Below are 23827 nucleotides of genomic sequence, written 5' to 3'. Positions count from 1 at the left end.
ATAAAGAGACAGTGCGTTATGGCGTAGATGTTCCCGTTGCGTCCGTTTGCGTCTCTGTAGTCCCAGTCCCGGCAGCGCTGTTGCCCGCTGCATTCTCCGATTCATTGAATTGGAACTTGTGGGTCTTCGTCTTATCACCGTCTGGGATCGGCGTACCGTCTACAGTAACTTCAATCAGATGCGCTTTGGCAAACGTAATGTAGAAGGGTCCGGCGATCTCGAGCGTCTCTGACTTCCCGGTATCTAGATTCATATTCAGCAGATACTTGCCGCTCTTGTCCTTCGCTCGAACGCCAAGCCATGTAGTGGCTCCTGCATCCCCGACAGATTTGATCTCTACCGTATGTTTCTCCGCTGCGCCTAACGTATAGTAGTCCGTACTGCCAGAGGTCTTCTCCAGTACCGGAGCCGAGATCGTCGGCGTCTCAGGCACGACAGGATCAGGCGTTACCGTCTCTGCAGGCGTCGCATTCTGCCCGTTCGTTGTCCCTTGATTTGCCGGTTCCTCCGCTTTAGGCGGTTCCGCGTTCTCGGTCATCTTCGTCTGATCATCGGCGGTATCTACATTATCCGCAGGTTTACTGATATAGAAGACATACACGATGACGACGATGAGGATGAGAAACGACCACATGAGCGTACGGAAGCCCCATCTGCTCCAACGGTCGGTTGCATGAACCTGAGATCGGCGTGGACGCTGAACGGTTTCGACGACCGGCTCCGGCGCAGGCGCCGGCATTTCATGTTGGTACAATCGCAATACTTCGTCGGCGTCCAGACCGACGTTCTCGGCGTAATTCTTCACGAAGGCGCGCACATAGAACGAGCCGGGAAGGACCGAATGATTCCCTTCCTCGATCGCTTCCAGATAACGTGTCCGAATTTTCGTCAAATCCTGCACATCATCCAGCGACAATCCACGCTGCTCCCGCGCTTTCTTCAGCAGGGCGCCTAAATCCGACATGACCACACCTCCCTTGTATTAAAAATCGTTGTAGTGAGCGGTGAACGAATCGTAATTGATCTCTTCGTCCGGCGTATTGCGCAATTCGATAATGTAATCAAAAGTGCTGTAATCATAAGCCGATTCTTTCACGAAAATATCCGGATGCTCGATAACCTTCGTCGATGGCATGGCCATAATCTCCTGCAGCAAGCTGTAGTGCTTCTCATTGGAACGGATTGTGCTTACAATTCCATCGATAATGAAGATGTTGTTCGCGTTCATCTCTTCCTCGGACAGCTGGCTGCGAACCGTCTGGCGGAGCAGCGTCGAGGAGACGAACGTCCAACGTTTGTTCGAACATACGCTGCCGGCAATAATCGATTCGGTCTTGCCTACACGCGGCATCCCCCGCAGGCCGATGACCTGATTGCCCTCACGCTTGAATACTTCGCCAAGGAAGTCGACGAGAAGTCCTAGTTCGTCCCTTGTGAAACGGAATGTCTTGCGATCATCGGAGTCTCTCTCAATATAACGACCATGCCGAACGGCCAGAATATCGACCAGTCGCGGAGAACGAAGCTTCGTGACCGTGATATTCTCTACCTTCTGAAGCATCCGGCCGAGAATTTCAATCTTCTCTTCATCATTCGTCTGAAGCAGCATCCCGCGCGTACGGTTCTCGACGCCGTTGATCGTAAGTATGTTCACTTCAAGCATCCCAAGCAAGGAAGCGATGTCGCCCAGCAAGCCTGGCCGATTCTTATGTATCTTATATTCCATATACCACTGTTTGTATTCCATGAGACACCTCGTCCAGGGAGCCGTAGTCCCTTATCCGTCAATTTTAAGCCCTATCCAGAAAGAATATTCTACAATATTCGTCTTTTTCCTGCAATGGTTTCAAAAGAATATTGCAGAAAAGCCTCCCGCTACGAGAGGCTTTTCGCATGCAAGCCTAATGGATTAGTTAACCAGCTTCAGCATCAATCTTGCAATCGTTTTTCTTTCCTCTTCGTTACCTACATCCCAAATTTCTTTCAGGATGCGCTGCTCGTCGTTTTTCGGATCGACGCGCTCATCAAGGAAAGAACCGATTTCGAACGCAAGATTCGCAATCGTATCCTCGTTCAAGCCAAGCTTCTTCGCTTGCTCAACGCGCTCGGACAGAAACTGTTTCCATGTGTCGAAGCTAGTAAGTACAGTTGTCATCGTCTTAAGGCCCTCCTTTGGCGTTTAACCGTTAACCGGCAACAGTCGTATTGTACGCGCAAGGGGCTACTCTTATACGACGAGAGGGCCTGTCCAAAAGTTTCAAACATAGATTAATCCGATCACAAAAAGCCTCGTTACGTCAGCCAGCCGCCGTTCGGGCTAATAATCTGACCGGTAATATAAGATGATTCAGGGAGCGAAAGGAAATAAACCAATGAGGCGATCTCATCGGGTTGGGCAAATCGCCCAAGCGGAATTTCGGATTCGAGTGCCTGCTTCTCCGAAGCATCCAGGTTGTCCAACATAACCGTGTCAACCGCTCCCGGAGCGACCGCGTTCACCGTTACACCCGATGGCGCAAGCTCCTTGGCAAGCGCCTTCGTAAAGGCGTTCATGCCGCCCTTCGTCGTTGAATATAACACTTCGCAAGAAGCGCCAGACATGCCCCATATGGAAGAGACGTTAATGATTCGGCCATACCGCTGCGAGATCATGCTCGGCATGAACATCTGGGTACTCAGGAACATTCCCTTGAGATTAACCGACATGACATCGTCCCATTCGTCTTCCGTCACATCTGAGAGCATGCCGTAATGAGCGATTCCGGCATTATTAACGAGGATATCGGGCAACATGCCCCGTGCTTCCAGCTTCTCGCGCATACGAAGAATCTGTTCCTTCGAGCGTAGATCCGCAGCAACGGTCATGACCTCCGAACCCATTCGCATACAGCTTCGGGCGGTTTCGTTCGCCGCTTCATGCGATTGCATATAATGGATGACGATATTCATGGACTCGGCCGCGAAACGGCGCGCAATCGCAGCGCCAATCCCGCGGCTTCCCCCGGTCACAAGAACCGTCATTTCTTTCAATGATTTCAAGCAGGATCCTTCGAAACAATCGAGACCGCCATCAGATCCCAGTTGAAATGATTACGCAACCGTTCGTTAACTTCCTCCAGCGTAATGCTCTCATAGACGGGAATCAACTTGAACAGATCCGCACCGCGGAAGCGGTAACGGGTAAATTCGCCGGCAATGGCTTCTGGGGAATTCAGAAGTCTGAGGTATCCGCCGATTTTCTTCCGTTTCGTCCGTTCGAACGACCCCGAACTTATGCCGTTCACTCTCGCTTCTTCGATCGCCGTGCGCAGACGGGCCAGCAGCTCATCCGGATTACGAGTTTCGCCGCCGATAACGGAGAATGCGTAGTCATGGCTGCTGTTGAACTCATGACCGAACGAATCGGAAATCAAATTATCATCATACAGCGCATGATAGATCGGGGAGCTCGAGCCTAGCAGCGTATCAAGCATGAGCTTGGTGGCAATCTCGGACCGGAGCAGCTCTTCGGCAGCTAATGGCGCGCGATTTTCCTTGAAGCCGAAGAGGCACTTAGGGAGCGAAACGGGCAGTACCGCCGTTTTGCGAGCGGTTTTGACCGCTTCCGGCTCCGGATCAAAGAAACGCTTAATTTCGCCTTGCGGCGAAAAGTCTTTCTTCGCTTGGTTGTTGCGAACGAGCTCCAACACTTTCTCCGCATCGACGCCGCCTACGATGAACAAAAACATATTCGACGGGTGATAGAACGTCTCGTAACAGCTGTAAAGCGTTTCTTTCGTAATCTGACGGATCGATTCGGCCGTACCGGCAATATCGATATGAATCGGATGCTTCTGGTACAGCGCATCGATCAGGCCAAAATAAACGCGCCAATCCGCATTGTCGCGATACATGTTGATTTCCTGCTCGATAATCCCTTTTTCTTTCTCTACGTTCTCGTCGGTGAAATACGGGCTCTGGACGAAATTAATCAAGGTTTCGAGATTGGCTTCTATTTGCTCAGTGGCCGAAAACAGATAGACGGTCCGGTCAAAGCTCGTATATGCGTTCGCCGAAGCGCCCTGCGAGGCAAATGTAGCGAAAATATCTCCAGTCGGCTCCTCGAACATCTTATGCTCGAGAAAATGAGCGATTCCGTCCGGTACGGAAATCGGCTCGCTGTCACCGACGGCAAATCGATTGTCGATCGAACCGTAACGCGTGGAGAAGGTGGCATAAGTTTTACTGAAGCCTTCCTTAGGCAGCACTACGACTTCGAGCCCATTAGGCATCACTTCACGATACAGCGTCTCCTGAACGCCGGGGTAGGACAATACTTCCATGGACTTTAGGCCTCCTTCCGATCACGCAGGAAATAAATCGTATCCAGCTCGGTCTTGCGAGCGACTTGCGAAATCTGCTCGCTCGTGACATTCTGAACAAGCTCGAGCAGCTCTTCCGATGTGCGTTCCCGGCCGGAAAGCACGGCGTTGAAATCGTATGCAATCATCTCATTGGCTGAGTCTTTCAGCTCACGGAGATGGTTGGCGATCATCGCCTTCGTCTGGCTGAGCTCCAGCTCGCTGTAGTTGCCGGCACGCATACTGTCGAGCTGTTCTTTAATAATGGCAGTCGCACGCTCGAAGTTATCAATTTCGATACCCGACTGAATCGTACAAATGCCTTTATGCCCATCAAACCGGGACGCTGCGTAATACGCAAGACTAGCCTTTTCCCTGACATTGAGGAACAGCTTCGAATGCGGATATCCGCCTAGAATCCCGTTAAACAACAGCGCGGCCGGATAATCATCGTCCGCATATGTCGTATGCGTCCGAAGACCCATATTGAGTTTGCCTTGGCTGACATCCATCTGTTCGATAACCGTCTTCACTTCATCCACCGCTCTAGGTGCAGCTGAGCGCTGATAGGCAGCCGGTTCTCCGGCTCCAATCTGGAACGCGCGGCTAACGAGCGATTCCACTTCTTCCAATGTCGTATCGCCGACAACATAAAGATCGAAGGATGCCTCTGCCAACCAGTTGCGATACTGCTGCGTTAACGATTCAGCCGTAATGGCATCAATATCGGAACGTTGACCGAGAGCATGCAGCCGATAAGGCTCGTCGCTGCACATTTCCTCGATGCAGCGCTCAGCGGCGTAACGTATTTTATCATTAATGATCGCGTCCAGACGTTTGCGCAGCGTTTCTTTCTCCGCTTCCACATACTTTGAACGGAACGTGTTATTCTCTAGAGCTGGCGCCGTCAGCACCTCGCCTAACAGTTGAAGCGACTCGGAGAGCAGTGGTTGATCCGATGAGACGAAACGGTCGTTGATGACATCCAGACGGAACTGGACGATCTGCGCATCGCCGCGCTTATAGATATCAAACCCAAAACCCGCTCCATACAGGTCATCTAAACGTTCGCGGAAGGCAATGGTTTCCGGTGTCGAAGCCGTCCCGCGGCGAAGCACGAAGGGAATAAGCGCTACCGGAGTAACGGTCTCTTCTTTAAGAGGCAACCCGGCATACAGAGATATGGAAAACGTCTTGAATCTTTTAGTCGGGAGGACGTGAAGACGAATGCGGTTCATCTGTCCTCGTTCAAATCGGGATTTGGTCACGCTTCTCGCTTTCCCCTTCCGCTCTGGTTTTAAAGTCAGTGTAAATCTATTCCAGCCCGCCTGAATCTATTCCATTCTACCTGATCGGAAATGGAAGAAGCAACCCGCATGGGTCACGGGCTGCTTCGCTTAAGTAGGGCTACATACAAAAGATATGTTTGCCGATTGTTTTCACCTGCGGCCTGGACCAAATCCATGCCGATGTTGCGGTATCCGGGTTAAAGTAATAAATACAGCCGCCGGTAGGATCCCATCCGTTAATGGCATCCTGGACTGCTTTTTTGGCCCGGTCGTTCGGCGTCAGCCAAATCTGGCCATCCGCCACTGCCGTGAAGGCTCCCGGCTGAAAAATTACGCCCGAGATCGTATTCGGGAAGCTCGGCGACTTCAATCGGTTCAAAATAACGGCAGCTACCGCAACTTGCCCTTCGTACGATTCTCCGCGGGATTCGCCGTACACCGCGTTCGCCATCAACTTAATGTCATTCTCAGAAAGTCCGAGACGATTCGATTTCGACAAGTTGGTCGCTGTTCCCGTCGACTCTGCCTTCGGCTTCGTGGCAGCCGTCCCTCCGGAATTCGTCGTGCCTGAGGCCGGAGGAAGCTCAGCGGCGGTCGGCTTGTATTTCTTGGTCGCCTCCCATAGCTTCAACTTCGTCTTGGCCTCCACGATTCCGTCGGCTTTCAGACCGAATTCCGATTGGAACCACTTAACGGACTTGAGTGTATTCCAACCGTAGTCCCCGTCAACCTTACCATAATAAAAGCCTAAAAACTTCAGTCGGCCTTGCAGCTCGTAGACATCCTTCCCGGAAGAGCCGACCTTGAGCGTGGCATTGCTGAAGGTCTCCGTCGTTTCTCCGCTTCCGGCATGTCTTAGCGTAAACGCACCAAACAACAGAAGGACGATGACCAAAGTCACCGCAATTAAACGATTTCTCATCTTTAGGATCTGCCTTTCCCTTGCAAGTGGATTCTAAAGGAGCAAGCAAGCTTAATCCTAGTATGAGAGACATTCCTTCCTTCTATGCATGGTATTGCCTTAAGAGCTAATCTTTCCGGCGTCATATTGGTCAAGGCTCATCAGCACTTCACGCGGCTTGCTGCCCTCGTAAGGACCGATGACGGATTTGGCCTCCATCTGATCGATGAGCCGGGCTGCCCGATTATAGCCCACCCGCATTCTGCGCTGCAGCAAGGACACCGAAGCTTGCTTGGCTTCAAGCACAATGCGCACGGCTTGATCGTACAACTCATCAAGCTGTTCACTTTCCTCCCCGGACGTATCGTCCAGCTCAGGCACAAGGTCTTCCTTATATTCGGCCTCCGCTTGATTGCGGGTAAAGTTAACGACCGATTCAACCTCCTGATCGGAGAGGAACGCCCCTTGCACGCGTATTGGCTTGGATACGCCCATTGGGAGATACAACATATCCCCGCGTCCCAACAGCTTTTCAGCACCGACCATATCCAGAATGGTACGGGAATCCACCTGAGAGGATACGCCGAATGCAATTCGGGATGGGATATTCGCTTTGATGACACCTGTAATTACGTCTACCGATGGACGCTGCGTCGCAATAATAAGATGGATGCCGGCAGCGCGAGCCATCTGCGCAAGCCTCGTAATGGCATCCTCGACGTCGCCAGCCGCGACCATCATCAAATCGGCAAGCTCATCGACGATAACAACGATGAAAGGAAGAATCGCAGACGGATTATCCGCCATAAGCGTATTATAGCCTTCCATATTCCTCGTGCCGGACTTGGAGAAGAGCTCATACCGCTTCTCCATCTCCACGACGATTTTCTTCAGAGCCAGCGAAGCTCTTCGCGGATCCGTAACGACGGGTGCAAGCAAATGAGGAATCCCGTTATACATATTGAGCTCGACCATCTTCGGGTCGATCATCAGAAACTTCACTTCATCGGGCCTAGCTTTGTAAAGAATACTCGTTATGATGCCGTTAATGCAGACCGATTTCCCTGATCCGGTTGCGCCTGCAACGAGCAAATGCGGCATCTTCGCTAAATTACCGACTATCGACTGGCCGGAGATATCCCGACCGAACGCAATGGACAGCTTGGCCGATGAGCCTTGGAAAGCGGGATTCTCCATCACCTCGCGCATCGTAACAACCGATACTTCCGTGTTCGGCACCTCGATCCCGATCGCCGATTTGCCAGGGATCGGCGCTTCCATCCGGATATCTTTGGCCGCGAGCGCAAGCGCGATATCGTCCGTGAGACCGACGATACGGCTGACCTTAACGCCTGTAGCCGGCTGAACTTCATAACGCGTAACCGCAGGTCCCCGCACGACATCGAGCACCTTTGCCCGGACGCCGAAGCTTTCGAGCGTTGCCTCAAGTTTGCGCCTAGAATCATCGCCGATATCCCCCATCCTCCCTCCTCCGCTTGGACGCGCCAATAGCGAGAAAGGCGGCAGTTGGTATGGCTTCTTAACCGGCACGGGTCGTATCAGTTCGGGCTGCAGATTGGAATCTTCACCCGCTTCAAGCATTGGACTGTCGAGCACAGCATCGTCATCCAAAACAGGTGCGCTTGCTTCCATGTCCGCGCTATCTCCGTCTGGAGGTTCGACTGCTTCAACCGGCAGATGCTGGTCTAGGTAGCTACCTTCCTGATGCTGCTCGTTCCATTGATTCGAATCTTCCATGTGATGTTGGGCAGCTGCGTGATGCTCAGCATTCTCTTGCTCCCACGAATCGCGATATGTATCGTCTGCAATGTGATTAGACTGTTGCTGCTCTCTTGGCGGGTGGGAGTTCCAATTCGAATCTTTCTCATCATCATCCGCATCCTGCCACGCAGGTTCTCTAGGCCCTCTCGCGGTCGAAGAACGGAACTCATCTTCATCATCCATCGCCCAGTCCTGCTGTTCCGACTGTCCTCCATTGGCCTCCGGGGTTGACTGGTCGGTGAACCAAGAGAAGATCGGAAGCCTTCCCGATCGGGTTCTGACAGGCACCGGCTGTTCTTCATCGTCATCGTCGTCGAGATCGTCATGATCGAGCACGTTGGTGCGGCTAGCCTGGGCACTTGCCGCTGCAGGAGCCGACCTCGATCTGGAACGGCCGACGCCGGAGAACAGCTTCACCCGCAGCAAGGAGAACAGCCTCCCTCCGCGTTTGCGCACCGTTTGGATAATCTCCACATACGACTTGCCTGTCAGCAGCATGAATGCAATCGCAAACATGACAACCATCACGAAGCGGGAGCCGAAATAACCAAAGAGCATGAAAAGGAGCGTATATTGAATCGCTCCTGCATACCCGCCGCTTATTGCTCTTCCCGCAACCGCTTGTGTCCCGCTTCCGTCTTCCGCCGCTGCAGGCACTTCATCCAACAAGATGGCCCTGACATCGCTTCCTAGCTCCTGCAGAATGTATCCGGATGTCAAGCCGCCTACCGGCTCTGTCTTCAGATCCATCATCGTCATGGAACTATACAAAGTCATCCCAAGAACAAGCAGAACTACGCCTGTCTTGCGGCTTGTCCATCCGGACGGCCAAGCACGCTTGACCATGACAACCAGTCCAATATAGATCCCTACCAAAGCGATTACAAAGTAAAATTTGCCTAACATGAGTCCAAACAGCTTGGACAACGAACGGCCTACCGCAGCCTCGCCAGAGAGTGCGATAACCGAAAGTGTAATGAGCAATATACCATACACTTCATATTTCAGGCTCGTGCCAATCGAGCGCTTCTTCCTTTTCTTTCGCTTTGCCAAATGTCGTCACCTCTGGTTGCCATTATACCATAGGTGGACAAATGTTCCTATCCAGCGAGCGTGCTATTCAGCCTACGGTAGAAGCATAAGTGACGATTGTTCCAGGCGCATATTGTGGATCCAGATAAGCATCCAGCGGGCATTCCAATAGCCGCACAATACGGCCGATTCCCGGTGACACCGGTTCCACCTGCATCTTTACCCCGCCGTGAACCACGTCTACGAAGGGACCAGGCTGCGTGTTCACGCCGTCCAGCACAAGTTCGAGCGGCATACTGGTATAAAGCGTCATTGGGTCAGTCCCCCCGGAACCGTCGCTTTCTTCCGCTCATCGATGAAACGGTTCAGCTCACGTAGCGCTTCACCGATCCCGCCGACCGCATCGATCAGACCATGCTTGACCGCGTCAGCTCCAATGACCGTCGTGCCAATATCTCGCGTCAGTTCGCCTGTCTTGAACATCAATTCCTTAAATTTCTCTTCCGTTATCTTGGAATGCGAGGTCACGAAGCGCGTAACACGCTCTTGCATCTTATCCAAGTATTCGAAGGTTTGCGGCACGCCAATAACTAGGCCGTTCAACCGAATCGGATGAATCGTCATTGTGGCGGTTTCCGCGATAAACGATTTGTTGGCCGAGACCGCGATCGGCACGCCAATGGAATGTCCGCCGCCAAGCACGAGCGTCACCGTTGGCTTCGTAAGTGAAGCAATCATCTCGGCAATAGCCAGTCCAGCCTCTACATCACCGCCGACGGTATTCAACACGATGATAATGCCTTCGATCTTAGGGTTCTGCTCAGCTGCCACGAGTTGAGGGATCGTATGCTCGTATTTGGTGGTCTTATTCTGAGGCGGCAAGACCATATGACCTTCCACTTGCCCAATAATCGTCATGCAGAAAATATTCGATTCTGCCTGGGGCGTAGAAGTCTGTCCCAGCTGTTGAATCGTATCTACGGTTGGATTAGGGCCCATTGGCTTACGTTCCGGACCTGGACCTGGACTCGGTTCCGGCTGCTCGGCTTTCTCATTTGTAACTTGATCTTCCCACATGTCGGTTCCTCCTTGAAGAACGAATAGTTTTTCGCTCTGCATAGTATGGTGTGGGGGTATGGAATTATACAGGAGGGCAGGAAAATAAAAAAAGGTTCTCCCGATTCGCATATGCGAAAATGGGAGAACCTCTTGGTTCCTTACACTTCCATAATAATAGGCAAAATCATCGGACGACGGCGAGTCTGCTCGTACAAGAAGCGGCCAAGCGCATCCTTCACGTTCGTCTTCAGGGAAGCCCATTCATTGACATTATCGTTCATCAGCTTGTGCAGTGTCGAGGTCACAATACGGTTCGCCTCTTCCAGCAGACCTTCCGATTCACGTACATAGACAAAACCGCGAGAGATAATATCAGGACCCGAAAGAATTGCGCCATCTTGCTTACTAAGCGTTACAACAACCACCAGAATACCGTCTTGCGATAACAGCTTGCGGTCACGAAGTACGATATTGCCGACATCGCCAACACCAAGGCCGTCGATCAGTACATTGCCAGCTGGCACCTTGTTGCCTTTACGGGCTACGCCATTCTGGAATTCAACGGTATCTCCGTTATCGATCAAGAACACATTCTCTTTCTCCATGCCGATTGCTTCGCCGAGCAACGCATGATGACGGAGCATACGATATTCACCGTGGATAGGAATAAAGTATTTCGGACGAATCAGGTTGAGCATCAGCTTCAGCTCTTCTTGGCTACCGTGACCGGATACGTGTACGCCGGAGATGGAGCCTGGGCCATAAATAACGTTAGCGCCGAGACGGAACAGCTCGTCCACTGTACGACCTACGTAACGCTCATTGCCCGGGATCGGTGTAGCTGCAATAATGACGGTATCCCCTGGCATAATGTCAATCTTCCGATGCGTGTTGCGTGCCATGCGCGTGAGCGCTGACATAGGCTCGCCTTGGCTTCCTGTCGACAGTACGACGACACGGTCAGCGGCCATTTTGTTCACTTCTTCCGGTTCGATAAGCATACCTTCCGGAATATCGAGATATCCTAGTTCAGATGCGATCGAAACCACGTTCACCATACTACGGCCTACGACAGCAATTTTGCGGCGTGTGGCGATAGCAGCATTAATAACTTGCTGAATACGGTGCACGTTCGATGCGAACGTTGCAATAACGACACGTTGCGGCGATTTGCGGAAAATATCTTCCAGCTCTGGCCCGATCATGCTCTCCGAAGGCGTGAAACCTGGGCGTTCAGCGTTCGTACTGTCAGACAACAACGCAAGAACGCCGCGTTTGCCGATATCGGCAATCCGCTGCAGGTCAGCATATTGATTGTTCACTGGCGTATGGTCGAACTTAAAGTCACCCGTATGTACGACCGTTCCTTCCGGCGTATCCAAGCACACGCCGACGGAATCCGGAATACTGTGGTTCGTTTTGAAGAAGGAAGCTTTAATCGAGCCCAATTGGATCTCGGACTCTGCGTTGATGAGAATGCGCTTCGTTTCTCCGAGCAGGCCTGCTTCTTTCAATTTGCCTTCGATAAGGCCGAGCGTAAGCTTCGTGCCGTATACAGGCACATTCAGATTCTTCAGTACATACGGAAGACCGCCAATATGGTCTTCGTGACCGTGAGTAATTAGAATTGCGCGAACTTTGTCGCGGTTCTCTGTCAGGTATGTAATGTCTGGAATGACAATATCAATGCCAAGCATATCCTCTTCCGGGAACTTCAGCCCCGAATCAACGACAACGATGTCATTGCCATATTGAATGACATACATGTTCTTTCCGATTTCACCTACGCCGCCCAATGCGAAAATGAGCAATTTATCCTGGGTGTTTTTCTTCGACAAGTGGATCTGTACCTCCTATTAAAAATGCAGTAATGTAAACCCCATTATTCAATAAAGTCGAAATTCGGGGTGTTGATCTTCGAGTGGTTATGGACGCCGCTCCAAACCTTAATCCATTTACTAAAATTTGCCGCACATCGTCACTTGAGAACATTATACATGATTGAAATTAAGAAACACAAGTAAACGTATTCTTTCTTGTTATGTATTGGAATAAATTTGTAGCGAAATTTGTTGAAAACAAAAGACCGATGCATTCCGCACCGGCCTTATCACGAGTGCTTTTCCAATTGTCAAAGAGAGACGGCTTACGGCAATATCCGGCGAAGCGACTCGATATCGGCCTCGCTCGCAACAACTAGCGGCAGGCGTACTCCGCCAACCGGCTGACCGATCAGAGCAAGCGCTGCCTTGACCAGTGTCGGGTTCGGCAGTTCGAACAGACCTTTGAATACCGGGAAGCATTCCACGTGAAGCTTGGCAGCTTCCTCGACGCGGCCTGCCAGATAAGCTTCAATCATCTGCTTCATCTTGCTGCCGACGATATGGCTGGCCACGCTGACGATCCCATAGCCGCCGACGGCGAGCACAGGAAGCGCAACACCATCATCGCCGCTAAATACGGTAAAGCCGGCAGGTGCTCCAGCGACAATCTGCGTAACTTGTTCGAGTGAAGCGCATTCTTTTGTCGCTACGATGTTGTCGATCTCGGCTAGGCGCAGCGTTGTCTCAGCTGTCATGCTCGCAACTGTCCGAGACGGTACATTGTACAGCATGACAGGCAGCTTCGTAGAAGCGGCAATTGCTTTGAAATGCTGGTAAATGCCCTCTTGCGTAGGACGATTGTAATATGGAACGACGAGCAGAACGGCATCCACGCCACAGGATTCTGCAATTTTCGTCAAATGAATGGAGTGCCTCGTATCGTTGCTGCCTGTCCCGGCGATAATCTTGCACCGGCCGTTCGCACGTTCAACGGAAAAGCGGAAGAGCTGTTCCTTCTCCTCATCCGTCAGCGTAGGCGATTCGCCTGTCGTACCCGAAATAACCAGGCTATCGCTTTGCTGCGTTTCAATCAAAAAATCGATTAATTGCCCGGTTGTCTCCCAGTCAATTGCACCGTTATCATCGAACGGTGTTACCATCGCGGTGATTAGTCTGCCGAATTGCATCTGGTCTCCCCCTAAATACTTCAGCCCTGCGCTATGCTAAAGAGCAGCTAGCGCAGGCTTTGTTTGGACAATGCTATGTTAAAAATGAAAAATTAGAGCCGTTATTCGTTGCTGAAATTTATTCATGAAGTGAGAACTTAGCATGCAGTGCACGAAGGGCGTCTGCCATATCTCTTTCCTTAACAAGCACCCAGATCGTCGTATTCGAATCCGCCGACTGCAAAATAGGGATTCCCTGTTCCGTTAACGCCTCCACGATACGGGCCATTATGCCTGGGACCCCGTTCATCCCACCGCCAATAACGGACACTTTCGCGCATTCATTGACAGCTTTCGGCGAGAAGCCGATCGATTGAAGAACGGCAACGGCTTGATCTGCATCGTGGTCAAATACGGTATAGACCGCGCCGCCAGGCGTCACGTTGATAAAGTCAACGCTGATGTGATGACGCGCCATAGCCTGGAATACTTGTAACTGAACGTCAGCCGGTCCATCCTGCGCATGAACCGTAATCTGCGTAATTCCGCTAACATGGGTCACGCCTGTGACGTGACGATCCCTAACGGAAGCCGACCGGCGGAATTCCGGAACATCTGTCACCAGTGTTCCTTCATCCTCCGAGAATGTCGAACGGACGCGAATCGGAATGCGGGCCTGCTGCGCGATCTCTACGGCTCGCGGATGGATGACTTTCGCCCCAAGTCTGGCCATGTTGCAAATCTCGGCATAGCCTACTACGGTAAGCGGTCGTGCATCCTCGACAATCCTTGGGTCAGCCGTCAGAATGCCGTTAACGTCGGTATAAATATCGACTCGTTCCGCGTGCAGGGCTGCGCCAAGCGCAGTTGCGGAAGTGTCGCTTCCGCCGCGGCCAAGCGTCGTTAAGTCGCCAGCCTCCGTAACGCCTTGGAAGCCTGTCACGACAACTACCTTGCCTTCTTGCAGATGTCTTGTAATCGACTCCGTCCGGATCTCCAGAATACGTGCCCGGCCGAACTGTGCATCCGTAATCATTCCTGCTCCCCCGCCGGTTAAGGCAACGGCAGGGATTGAAGCTGCATTCAGCAGACTGCACAAAGTGGCCGCGGAAATAATTTCTCCACAGCCCATCAGCATATCCCTCTCCCGTGTCGGGAGCGCATCTCCATTATCTTGAATCAGCGACAGGAGCGTATCGGTGGCATAAGGTTCACCTTTTCTCCCCATTGCCGATACGACAACGACGATGCCGTATTGCAGCTTTCGTTCACGTTCAATATGCTTCAGCACGAGTTGACGTGATTCATTCGAGGATAACGAGGTTCCACCGAATTTCTGGACTAGAATGGGCATGTTCAAACCTCCGTATCCGACCGCAAGACGAAAGTCAGACCGTCACGAAAGGCAACCCGCTCATCATGAAGAAGCTCTATTCTTTATTGGCGATAAAGTGCTGCAATTTGTACTGTCTTCAAGCAGTGCCTTGATGTCAATTGCCCGAAACAATCCACATGTTAGAGGCTGCGCGGATCATCCTCGGTCACGGGCCCTTGGCCGATGAAACGAATCGTTGCCGGCAGCTTCAGTCGCAAGCGGGTATGCCTGGCCTGATAAGCAGGATCATCCTTATCGATGACACCTAGTGCATCGGACAATAATGCCTTCACGTCTTCCAGGTCATAGTCTAATTAAAGCGTATAGGCCGTTCTCTTGGAACTTGTCAATTCGCATGCATGGCCATAAGGCGATCTGCTCCTGGACTGGGAGCGCTAACCGGCTAATGCCCGGATTCACTCCAGCGGATCAAGCACGGCCCGTAATGGACGAAGTCCGGCGAACGAATGAAAGGGAGATAAGAGCAGGCGAATCCCTCATAGAGATTGCGCCCTGCTCCTACCTCTTAAGACGTAAGCAAAAGGTAGTTAATATTCGGAATACTCCGGCTAAACGAACTAATTATGAAAGCGTTCGACGAGCAGCGGTTGAAGTTGTTTGCCTTCAAGTGCCGCTTCGCAGGCCTCCGGAACCAGATCCATTCTCGCTACGAGCGAATTCGGCTTCTGAATCGGATTATCCTGGCCGAACGGTACAAAATACACGTTCTTCGTTACGAGCAGCTTCGCAATGTTCGCCGCGTTCAGTCCAAGTCCATCGTTCGTGGAGATGGCAATGACAAGCGGACGTTGATTGCGCATTTGCGCTTTGGCTGCCATAAGTACGGGACTGTCTGTCATTGCATTCGCCAGTTTGCTTGTCGTATTCCCTGTGCAAGGCGCGATGACCATAACATCCAGCAGCTTGGATGGACCAAGCGGTTCTGCCTGAACAATCGATGTAATGAGTTCGTTGCCGGTAATCGACTTCAGCTGCTCCAACCATCCAGCCGATGTGCCGAAGCGCGTGTCTGTTGTTAGAATTGTATTCGTGACGATCGGCACAACATTCGCGCCTTCATCTACAAAACGTTGAATGACAGGCATTACTTCTTCAAACGTACAATGAGAACCTGTCAGAGCATAGCCAACCGTTTTCCCTTGCCATTTCATTGCGCATTCCCCCGCTTACTGGTCTCGTCCATGATCAGTCGACTGAGCACATCCGCTATGATTCGTCCAGCCGTCTTCGGCGCGACGATCCCAGGTAAACCAGGGGCAAGCAATGCCTTAATACCCCGCTTCTCAGCAAAACGGAAATCCGTTCCGCCCGGCTTGGAAGCAAGGTCGATAATGACCGCTCGCGATGGCAAATTTGCGATAATTTGCGCTGTGACTATCATAGTCGGAATTGTGTTAAAAAGCAAGTCAATATTACCCACCTGACTGATCAACTGGTTCAAGTAAAAAGGCTCAAAACCCATCTCATACGCCCTTGCATAATGCTCCTCGCGACGGATGCCCATCTTCACTTTCGCGCCTAATCCTTGCAGCGTGCGCGCGAGTGTCAATCCCGTCCGGCCAATCCCCAGCACCATCGAAGATGAGCCGTGAATCGTTATATCCGTATTCTGAATCGCCATCATGATGGCGCCTTCGGCAGTTGGTATCGAGTTATAAATAGCGACGTCGTCACGATCGAACAATTCCACGAGCCCGATGTTATGCTGTGTGCACAGTTCACGGAGATACGGCTTCGCCATCCCGGCATAAATCGTGCAATGCTTCGGCAGTTTGGCCACTTCTTCGCTCGATAGTACCAATTCCTGATCGCTGAAGACTGTCGGAATTCTTCCTTCGTCATCAGTACCAACGGCAGGCAAAATTAGCGCGTCTGCAGTGTGAAACAGCTCTTGGCTATACTCTGCTTTAACTGCGCCGTCAAGAGGTGTATGCAACTGGTCAAAGCCGGCAACTGTAACGGAAGCATCCAGTTCAGTCAGCTTGCGAATGACTTCCAGCTGGCGTGCATCTCCACCGAGCAGCACGACTTGAACCCCTGTCAGCATTTACGCAAGTCACTCCTTTCCTAAAGTCAACCCCACCCGCATAGAAGCCAAGCGCGATTGTCTGTTTGCCCACTTGGTTATAGACCATCTTATGCAAAAGCCTACAATGGGTGCTTGCGCCAATACCCATTTCTCTCCCGGGCAGCTGACGCGGGGCATCTCGGCTCACTCGGTTCTTCAGGGCACACAAAAAAGCCGGATTCCAAGGATGGAATCCGGCTTTTCATGACTATTAGTTAAACGCCTGTATGGCCAAAGCCGCCAGCGCCGCGAATCGTGTCCGAAAGTTCTTCAACTTCATGGATGGTGACTGCCGGCACGACTTGGAACAGCATTTGGGCAATCCGTTCGCCCCGCTCAATTGTGAACGGCTCCTGGCCTAGATTCACGAGCAGTACTTTGACCTCGCCGCGATAATCCGCGTCGATCGTTCCCGGCGAGTTCAAGCAAGTAATGCCATGCTTGAACGCCAGACCACTTCGCGGTCTAATCTGCGCTTCCAGCTCGCCAGGCATCGCCATTGCGAAGCCCGTCGGAATGAGCTTGCGTTCTCCTGGGTGCAGGGTGATCGGCTCCGTCACCGCTGCGCGCACATCGTAGCCTGCCGCAAGCTCAGACATTTTGCTCGGAAGCTCGATATCCTCATTGCCAGGCAGTCGCTTAAATTGAACCTGATACAAGACAGTCCCTCCCAATCGCCGCTGCCGCTTTATCGTTGCTCCCTACCATTGCTACGGCAAACGGCTCAGCAAGCAATCGCTTCGTTACATCGCGGATATCGTCCATCGTGACCGAATCGATCCGGGACAGCAGTTCATCCAACGTATAGTGACGGCCCAGCATGAGCTCATTCTTGCCGAGACGGTTCATCCGGCTGCTCGTGCTCTCCAAGCTAAGGATAAGGCTGCCCTTCAGTTGCTCCTTGCCGCGGTGAAGTTCCGCATCCGATAAGCCCTTCGCGGAAAGGTCCTGCATCATCTCGATCGTTAGATCAAGCACGTCCTTCGTCTGCTTCGGCGCCGTTCCTGCGTAAATCGTGAACAATCCGCTATCCGCATACGAGGTGTGATAGGAATAGACTGAATACGCAAGACCGCGCTTCTCGCGAATCTCCTGGAACATACGGGAGCTCATTCCGCCGCCTACCGCGTTATTCAGCAGAATCATCGCGTACAGCTGCGAATCATTAATCGATAATCCCGGGAAGGTCATGCAGATATGGTTTTGCTCTGTTTTTTTCTTATGGAACAAGTATGTACCGCTGAACGTCGGCGCCGTAACCGGGTTACTCTCTCCCTGGTTGCTGAATGCGCCGAAATGGGCTTCCAGCAGCTCGAGCAGCGCCTTCTCTTCTACGTTCCCTGCTACGCTAATCACCGTATTGTCGATGCGGTAGTTGGCTTTCATATGCTCGCGTAAAGTATCACTCGTCATTGCGGTCAGGCGCTCTTCCAGTCCCAGAATGGAATAAGCAAGCGGATGATCGCCATATGAGGCGCGCGACGCTTCGTCATGGACTTTATCGTCTGGCGTATCCTCGTACATTGAAATCTCTTCCAGGATGACGTTCTTTTCTTTGCTAAGCTCGTTCTCGTCGAACTCCGATTCGAAGAACATATCCGCCAATGCGTCTACGGCAAGCGGCAAATGCTGATCGAGCACTTTGGCAAAATAGCAGGTGTATTCTTTGGCCGTGAAGGCGTTCACGTTACCGCCAATGCCATCGAACAGATCCGCGATATCCTTCGCCGTGCGTTTCTTCGTCCCTTTGAACAGCATATGTTCGATAAAATGGGAAATCCCGTTGTTCTCCGGCGTCTCGTTCCGGGAACCTGTCTTGACCCATATTCCGAATGATACCGAGCGGCAGGTTGGGATATATTCCACCACAACCCGCAAACCATTGCTAAGTGTATAATTGTTCACTCGCATGTCCTCCTAGACGTCTCTTTGTCTGTCATTTGCGCAAAGATCGCCAGCATCGTAAGCATGATCCAAAATCAATGATAACACTATAACAAAATTAGGGCTTCGTCACAACTGAAGGCACCCTGGCTGGAGAAAGCGTCTCGCTAACGGTGCCAAGCGAGTAACCTTTGCTCTTGATCGCCGCGATCATACCCGGTAAGGCGCCGCTGGCCGAATCGGTAGGATGCATCAAGATGAGCGTTCCCGGCTCGACCCGGCTGCGGATTTTCTGCACGATCGTGCTTGGCGCCGGATGCTGCCAATCGACCGTATCGAGCGTCCATAGCACAGTCTTAAGCCCTTGGCTTCTCGCAACATCCACAGTGAGCTGATTATAATCCCCTGATGGAGGCGCAAACCAACTGTTAGTCACACCTAGCGTGGATTTGAGCAAAGCCTCCGTCCGGGTAATCTGCTTAAGCTGCTCACTGCGCGACAGCTTGCTCATATTGGGATGCGAATAAGCGTGATTGGAAATCTCATGCCCATAAGATTGTATGAGCTTGGCCGTTTCAGCATTCGCTTTCAGCCAACTGCCATCCAGGAAGAAGGTCGCCTTCACCTTCTCCTTCTGCAATGTTTTCAGCATCGGTTCCAGAAACTCATTGCCCCAGGCGACGTTAATCATAAGGGCAACCATCTTCTTATTCGGATTCCCTCTATAGATCGGCTGTGCGCCGAGATCATCCAATGACACAGCCGGTTCGACCTCTTTGTAAACATATTGGATCGGCGTATGCTGCGGAGCGTTCTTCATGCCCTGGAACGTCAGCTCGACATCAATCTCCAATCCGTTATAACCGGGAATCGCTTTCCAAATCCGATCCACCTTCGCGTTAACCGGTTCAACCCGCTGCTTCGCAGCCTCTTCTTGAATCGTTCTGCGCAGCGATTGATCTTGGTGCGCATAAGCGGAGGCGATCGTAATGCTTCCTTCCTTGACGTCCATGACATAGGACGACCAGTCATCGCTGACACGGACTGCGATGAGCAGCGTTCCCATCAGGACAGCCATGACGATTGTTTTTCCTATCCTCATTCCCTCGTCCCACCCTTCTCTCCCATCCTATTATGGCTCGGACAAATTTATGAACCGGATGAAAAGATAGGGAAAACAAAAAAAGAGACAGATCAAATCTGACTCTTTCCTTTGGGACCTATAAGAAGAAGGGGCGCGCTCGCCTTACGATTGCGCCGGCTCCTGTGCTGCTACTAATACCGCTTTGCGGGAAAGATTAATACGCCCTTGGTTATCGATCTCCGTTACTTTAACCGTAATCTGGTCACCGATCTTCACAGCGTCTTCCACTTTGGCTACGCGCTCGGTGGAAATCTGCGAAATATGCACCAGTCCGTCTTTGTTCGGGAGAATTTCAACGAAGGCGCCGAATTTCTCGATCCGCTTGACCGTGCCGAGGTAAACTTCGCCCACGATGACTTCGCGTACGATGCCTTCGATAATCGCTTTGGCACGCTCATTCGCTGCCTGGTTGGAGGAGGCGATGAATACTTTGCCGTCTTGCTCGATATCGATCTTAACGCCAGTCTCTTCAATAATTTTATTGATGATCTTGCCGCCAGCACCGATAACGTCGCGGATTTTGTCCGGGTTGATCTGCATGGTGACAATCTTAGGCGCATATTGCGACAGCTCTTTACGAGGCTGCTGCATGACTTCGTTCATTTTGCCTAGGATATGCATCCGGCCTACACGCGCTTGTTCGAGCGCTTGGGTCAGAATCGCGCGGTCGATACCGTCGATCTTGATGTCCATCTGAATAGCGGTAACGCCTTCCGGTGTACCTGCTACTTTGAAGTCCATGTCGCCGAGATGGTCTTCCATACCTTGAATATCCGTCAGAATGGAGAAATGTTCGCCATCCTTGATCAGACCCATGGCTACGCCAGCGACTGGCGCTTTGATCGGAACGCCTGCATCCATCATCGCAAGTGTGCTTGCGCAAATACTCGCTTGGCTTGTCGAACCGTTCGATTCCAGAACTTCCGATACGAGACGAATCGTGTACGGGAATTCGGCTTCCCCCGGGATGACTTTGGACAACGCGCGCTCACCAAGTGCGCCGTGACCGATCTCGCGGCGTCCTGGCGGACGAAGCGGACGAGCCTCACCGACGCTGAACGGCGGGAAGTTGTAATGGTGCATGAAGCGTTTGGTTTCTTCGAGGTCGATGCCGTCCAAAATCTGAACGTCGCCCAGCGCGCCAAGCGTACAAATACTGAGCGCTTGCGTCTGTCCGCGTGTAAAGAGTCCTGAACCATGCGTGCGCGGCAACAGCGCGACATCGCATTCGATCGGACGGATCTCGTCCAATTTACGGCCGTCTGGGCGGACCTTGTCATGCGTAATGAGACGACGCACTTCTTCTTTGACGATATCGTAAAGCACTTCTTTCACATCGCCAAGCAGTTCAGGCGTCTCTGCGTATTCGACTTCAAAGTGAGCGATCGTCTCTGCGTTAACCGCATCAATCGCATCTTGACGAGCATGCTTCTCATGAATGCGTACCGCTTCAACCAAGCGAGCTTCTGCGAACGCACGAACTTGCGTGTTCACGGTCTCGTCCACTTGATGCAATGTCACTTTCATCTTCGGCTTACCCGCGGTTGCTTGAAGCTCCTCAATAATCGCAACGATCTTCTTGATCTCGTCATGTCCGAACATGATCGCTTCAAGCATGACCGATTCCGGCACTTCGTTCGCTTCCGCTTCCACCATCATGATAGCGTCCTTCGTACCCGCGACAACGACGAAAATATCCGTCTTCGCTTCTTGCTCTACCGTCGGGTTGATGATGAATTCGCCATCAATACGTCCGACAATTACGCCGCCGATCGGTCCGTTGAATGGAACGTCCGAAATCGAAAGCGCCGCGGATGTACCGATCATCGCCGCAATCTCCGGCGGGCAATCCTGATCCACGCTCATAACGATATCGGCAATCTGCACTTCGTTCCGGAAGCCTTCCGGGAAGAGCGGGCGAATCGGGCGGTCAGTCAGACGGCTCGCCAGAATCGCTTTCTCGCTTGGACGCCCCTCACGCTTAATGAAGCCGCCTGGGATTTTGCCTACGGCATACAAGCGTTCTTCATAGTTAACGGTAAGCGGGAAGAAGTCCAGCTTCTTCGGCTCATTCGAAGCTGTAACCGTACAGAGAATTACCGTTTCGCCATAACGAACCGTTACCGCCGCATTCGCTTGCTTCGCAAGACGACCTGTTTCAAGAATCAGCGGTCGTCCGCCAAGCGTCATTTCTACACGCTGCAACATGAAATCCCTCCTTGCTGCTGCCGGCAGTCCATATCCTTGCATCATATGCTGCTCGGTTTGCAGATCCTATCAAATTTCCATTCGACTACTCTGATGGCAAATCCTTCTGCCGCAGATCATATAAGAAAAGCTCCAGTATCATATTGGAGCTTATCAATCGGGAAAATACTTGTTCAGCTTCATGCTGCTCAATATCCCTCGTATGTAGCTTTTCAAACTAAACGTCTAGGCATACCTCGAGATTGTCGAAGCATGAAATCTCCAGACGTTACAAAAAGCAACCCGGAACAGCACGATCCGGTTCGGACGGCTGAACATCCAGGTTGCTTTTTCTCGCATGTTAACGACGAAGACCGAGCTTCTCGATCAAAGCGCTATAACGTCTAACATCTTTGTTTTTCAGGTAAGCCAGCAGCTTGCGGCGCTGACCAACCATCTTAAGCAGACCGCGGCGCGAGTGGTGGTCTTTCTTGTGCGTCCGAAGATGGTCTGTCAAGTTTACAATGTTTTGCGTCAGGATAGCGATTTGAACTTCCGGAGAACCGGTGTCGTTCGCGTGAGTCTTGTGCTCATCGATCAGTTGGTGTTTACGCTCTTGCGTAAGTGCCATCCTTGTTCACCTCCTTCTAATAATCGCCAATTGCCTCGCCAGTCGTCGGTGAGAACGCTCCGGCCAAGCAAAGGTTCAATATGCGAACGATCAGGAATAGGACATCCCTATCACATCGCAACGTTTAAGAGTATACCACAGTCTATAAGGAAAAGTAAATGTCATCCGCTAGATTATTGCCGATAAAATGGTCCGTGCCTGCTGTGCATCCGAATGGATCTGCGCGATCAGCTGATCGATCGAACTGAATTTCTGTTCTGCACGAAGGAAATCGATGAAATGAATGTCCATCTGCTTCCCATACAAGTCACCTGCAAAGTCAAACAAATGCGCTTCAAACACCGGCTTAGGCAAGTCATCATGGAAGGTCGGTTTCTTACCGATATTCAATACGCCGGAGTAACGCTGGCCATCCACTTGAACGAAAATAGCATACACACCTAAACGCGGCACAACATACGGAGCGGACAGCTCGACATTCGCGGTCGGGAATCCGATCGTTCGCCCCCTGCCCTCACCATGCATCACTGTTCCTGTCACCGCATAAGCCGTGCCCATCAGTTGGGCCGATTGCTTCACTTCTCCGGCAGACAGACATTCCCTAATCCGCGTGCTGCTCACCTTCGCGCCATCCTGCAGGAACGGGTCGATTATATCTACGGCTATATCGTTAGGCTCGCATAGAACACGAAGCGTCTCCGTCGTCCCTGCCCCTCTTGCACCGAACGAAAAATCAAATCCAACGACCGCGCGGCGCACATGAAGCGGCGTCAAAATATTCGTTACGAATGCTTCCGGCGTGACTGCGGCAAATGTCAGATCGAATTGTACGATATAGACCACATCAACGCCTAACTGACGGAAACGATCGATCTTGTCCGCAAGCGGCGTTAGGCAAGTCACGTATTGATCGCCTTGGCCGAGCACTTCCTTCGGATGCGGATGGAAGGTCATCACTGCTGATTGCAGTCCTTCTACACGCGCAGATTCAACCGCCCGCCGGATGACATTCTTATGGCCTAAATGAACACCGTCGAAATGACCGATTGCAATCGTCTTTGGCCTCGATATGTGTTGTTCATCTGTTAATTGCAATGGGTAATGCAAAGTAACGATTTCCACAGC

Annotated in this window: 22 protein-coding genes; all 22 read right to left on the bottom strand. The window is 51.8% G+C overall.

Annotated elements, in window-relative coordinates; translation table 11 throughout:
* Positions 1–16 precede the first annotated feature (16 nt).
* Positions 17–964, bottom strand: a complete 948-nt coding sequence (locus FHS18_RS07430) for a helix-turn-helix domain-containing protein (protein WP_183598520.1) — start codon at positions 962–964, stop codon at positions 17–19.
* Positions 965–982: 18 nt separating this feature from the next.
* A complete protein-coding gene (locus tag FHS18_RS07425; protein ID WP_183598518.1) occupies positions 983–1747 on the bottom strand; it encodes a DUF3388 domain-containing protein in 765 nt (254 codons plus the stop codon).
* Positions 1748–1909: 162 nt separating this feature from the next.
* Entirely contained in the window at positions 1910–2155 is a 246-nt protein-coding gene (locus tag FHS18_RS07420) for a DUF3243 domain-containing protein (protein ID WP_183598516.1), read from the bottom strand.
* Between the two features lie 137 nt (positions 2156–2292).
* The gene (gene ymfI / locus FHS18_RS07415) at positions 2293–3021 is read right to left on the bottom strand and encodes an elongation factor P 5-aminopentanone reductase (RefSeq protein ID WP_183598720.1); all 729 of its coding nucleotides are present in this window, start codon (positions 3019–3021) and stop codon (positions 2293–2295) included.
* 14 nt (positions 3022–3035) lie between these two features.
* Positions 3036–4322: an EF-P 5-aminopentanol modification-associated protein YfmH gene (gene yfmH, locus FHS18_RS07410; protein ID WP_183598514.1), complete on the bottom strand. Its 1287-nt coding sequence runs from the start codon at positions 4320–4322 to the stop codon at positions 3036–3038.
* Positions 4323–4327: 5 nt separating this feature from the next.
* Positions 4328–5608: an EF-P 5-aminopentanol modification-associated protein YfmF gene (gene yfmF / locus FHS18_RS07405; RefSeq protein WP_183598512.1), complete on the bottom strand. Its 1281-nt coding sequence runs from the start codon at positions 5606–5608 to the stop codon at positions 4328–4330.
* A gap of 139 nt (positions 5609–5747) precedes the next feature.
* Complete coding sequence (sleB, locus tag FHS18_RS07400; protein WP_183598511.1) at positions 5748–6551, bottom strand: spore cortex-lytic enzyme; 804 nt, start codon at positions 6549–6551, stop codon at positions 5748–5750.
* A 99-nt stretch (positions 6552–6650) separates the two neighbouring features.
* Positions 6651–9365: an FtsK/SpoIIIE family DNA translocase gene (locus FHS18_RS07395; RefSeq protein ID WP_246427486.1), complete on the bottom strand. Its 2715-nt coding sequence runs from the start codon at positions 9363–9365 to the stop codon at positions 6651–6653.
* A 67-nt stretch (positions 9366–9432) separates the two neighbouring features.
* Complete coding sequence (locus FHS18_RS07390) at positions 9433–9657, bottom strand: YlzJ-like family protein (RefSeq protein WP_183598509.1); 225 nt, start codon at positions 9655–9657, stop codon at positions 9433–9435.
* Positions 9654–10421: a ClpP family protease gene (locus FHS18_RS07385; RefSeq protein WP_183598507.1), complete on the bottom strand. Its 768-nt coding sequence runs from the start codon at positions 10419–10421 to the stop codon at positions 9654–9656. Before FHS18_RS07385 ends, FHS18_RS07390 begins: the two co-directional genes overlap by 4 nt.
* 140 nt (positions 10422–10561) lie before the next feature.
* A complete protein-coding gene (locus FHS18_RS07380; protein WP_183598504.1) occupies positions 10562–12241 on the bottom strand; it encodes a ribonuclease J in 1680 nt (559 codons plus the stop codon).
* Between the two features lie 308 nt (positions 12242–12549).
* A complete protein-coding gene (gene dapA / locus FHS18_RS07375; RefSeq protein ID WP_183598502.1) occupies positions 12550–13413 on the bottom strand; it encodes a 4-hydroxy-tetrahydrodipicolinate synthase in 864 nt (287 codons plus the stop codon).
* Positions 13414–13531: 118 nt separating this feature from the next.
* On the bottom strand, positions 13532–14746 hold the full coding sequence (gene dapG / locus FHS18_RS07370; RefSeq protein ID WP_183598500.1) for an aspartate kinase: 1215 nt from the start codon (positions 14744–14746) through the stop codon (positions 13532–13534).
* 161 nt (positions 14747–14907) lie between these two features.
* Positions 14908–15060, bottom strand: coding sequence for a hypothetical protein (locus tag FHS18_RS07365; RefSeq protein WP_183598498.1), 153 nt, complete (start codon positions 15058–15060; stop codon positions 14908–14910).
* Positions 15061–15345: 285 nt separating this feature from the next.
* Positions 15346–15939: a dipicolinate synthase subunit B gene (locus FHS18_RS07360; RefSeq protein WP_183598496.1), complete on the bottom strand. Its 594-nt coding sequence runs from the start codon at positions 15937–15939 to the stop codon at positions 15346–15348.
* On the bottom strand, positions 15936–16835 hold the full coding sequence (gene dpsA / locus FHS18_RS07355; RefSeq protein WP_183598494.1) for a dipicolinate synthase subunit DpsA: 900 nt from the start codon (positions 16833–16835) through the stop codon (positions 15936–15938). The genes FHS18_RS07360 and dpsA overlap by 4 nt, the downstream gene beginning before the upstream one ends.
* Positions 16836–17071: 236 nt before the next feature.
* The gene (gene dut / locus FHS18_RS07350; protein WP_183598492.1) at positions 17072–17515 is read right to left on the bottom strand and encodes a dUTP diphosphatase; all 444 of its coding nucleotides are present in this window, start codon (positions 17513–17515) and stop codon (positions 17072–17074) included.
* Entirely contained in the window at positions 17496–18761 is a 1266-nt protein-coding gene (locus FHS18_RS07345) for a M16 family metallopeptidase (RefSeq protein WP_409348530.1), read from the bottom strand. Before FHS18_RS07345 ends, dut begins: the two co-directional genes overlap by 20 nt.
* A 97-nt stretch (positions 18762–18858) precedes the next feature.
* On the bottom strand, positions 18859–19842 hold the full coding sequence (locus FHS18_RS07340; RefSeq protein ID WP_183598488.1) for a polysaccharide deacetylase family protein: 984 nt from the start codon (positions 19840–19842) through the stop codon (positions 18859–18861).
* A 144-nt stretch (positions 19843–19986) separates the two neighbouring features.
* Positions 19987–22092 carry a polyribonucleotide nucleotidyltransferase gene (gene pnp / locus FHS18_RS07335; protein WP_183598486.1) on the bottom strand — a complete coding sequence of 702 codons (2106 nt, stop codon included), beginning with the start codon at positions 22090–22092 and terminating at the stop codon, positions 19987–19989.
* A 340-nt stretch (positions 22093–22432) separates the two neighbouring features.
* Positions 22433–22702 (bottom strand): 30S ribosomal protein S15, encoded by a 270-nt coding sequence (gene rpsO / locus FHS18_RS07330; protein WP_161696834.1) that lies wholly within the window; start codon positions 22700–22702, stop codon positions 22433–22435.
* 168 nt (positions 22703–22870) lie between these two features.
* Positions 22871–23824, bottom strand: a complete 954-nt coding sequence (locus tag FHS18_RS07325) for a bifunctional riboflavin kinase/FAD synthetase (RefSeq protein WP_183598483.1) — start codon at positions 23822–23824, stop codon at positions 22871–22873.
* Between the last annotated feature and the right edge of the window lie 3 nt (positions 23825–23827).

The organism is Paenibacillus phyllosphaerae (assembly GCF_014192105.1).
Classification (GTDB): Bacteria; Bacillota; Bacilli; order Paenibacillales; family Paenibacillaceae; genus Paenibacillus_Z; species Paenibacillus_Z phyllosphaerae.
Note: the sequence above shows the minus strand (reverse complement) of the source record. Positions and strands in the feature narration are given on the sequence as shown.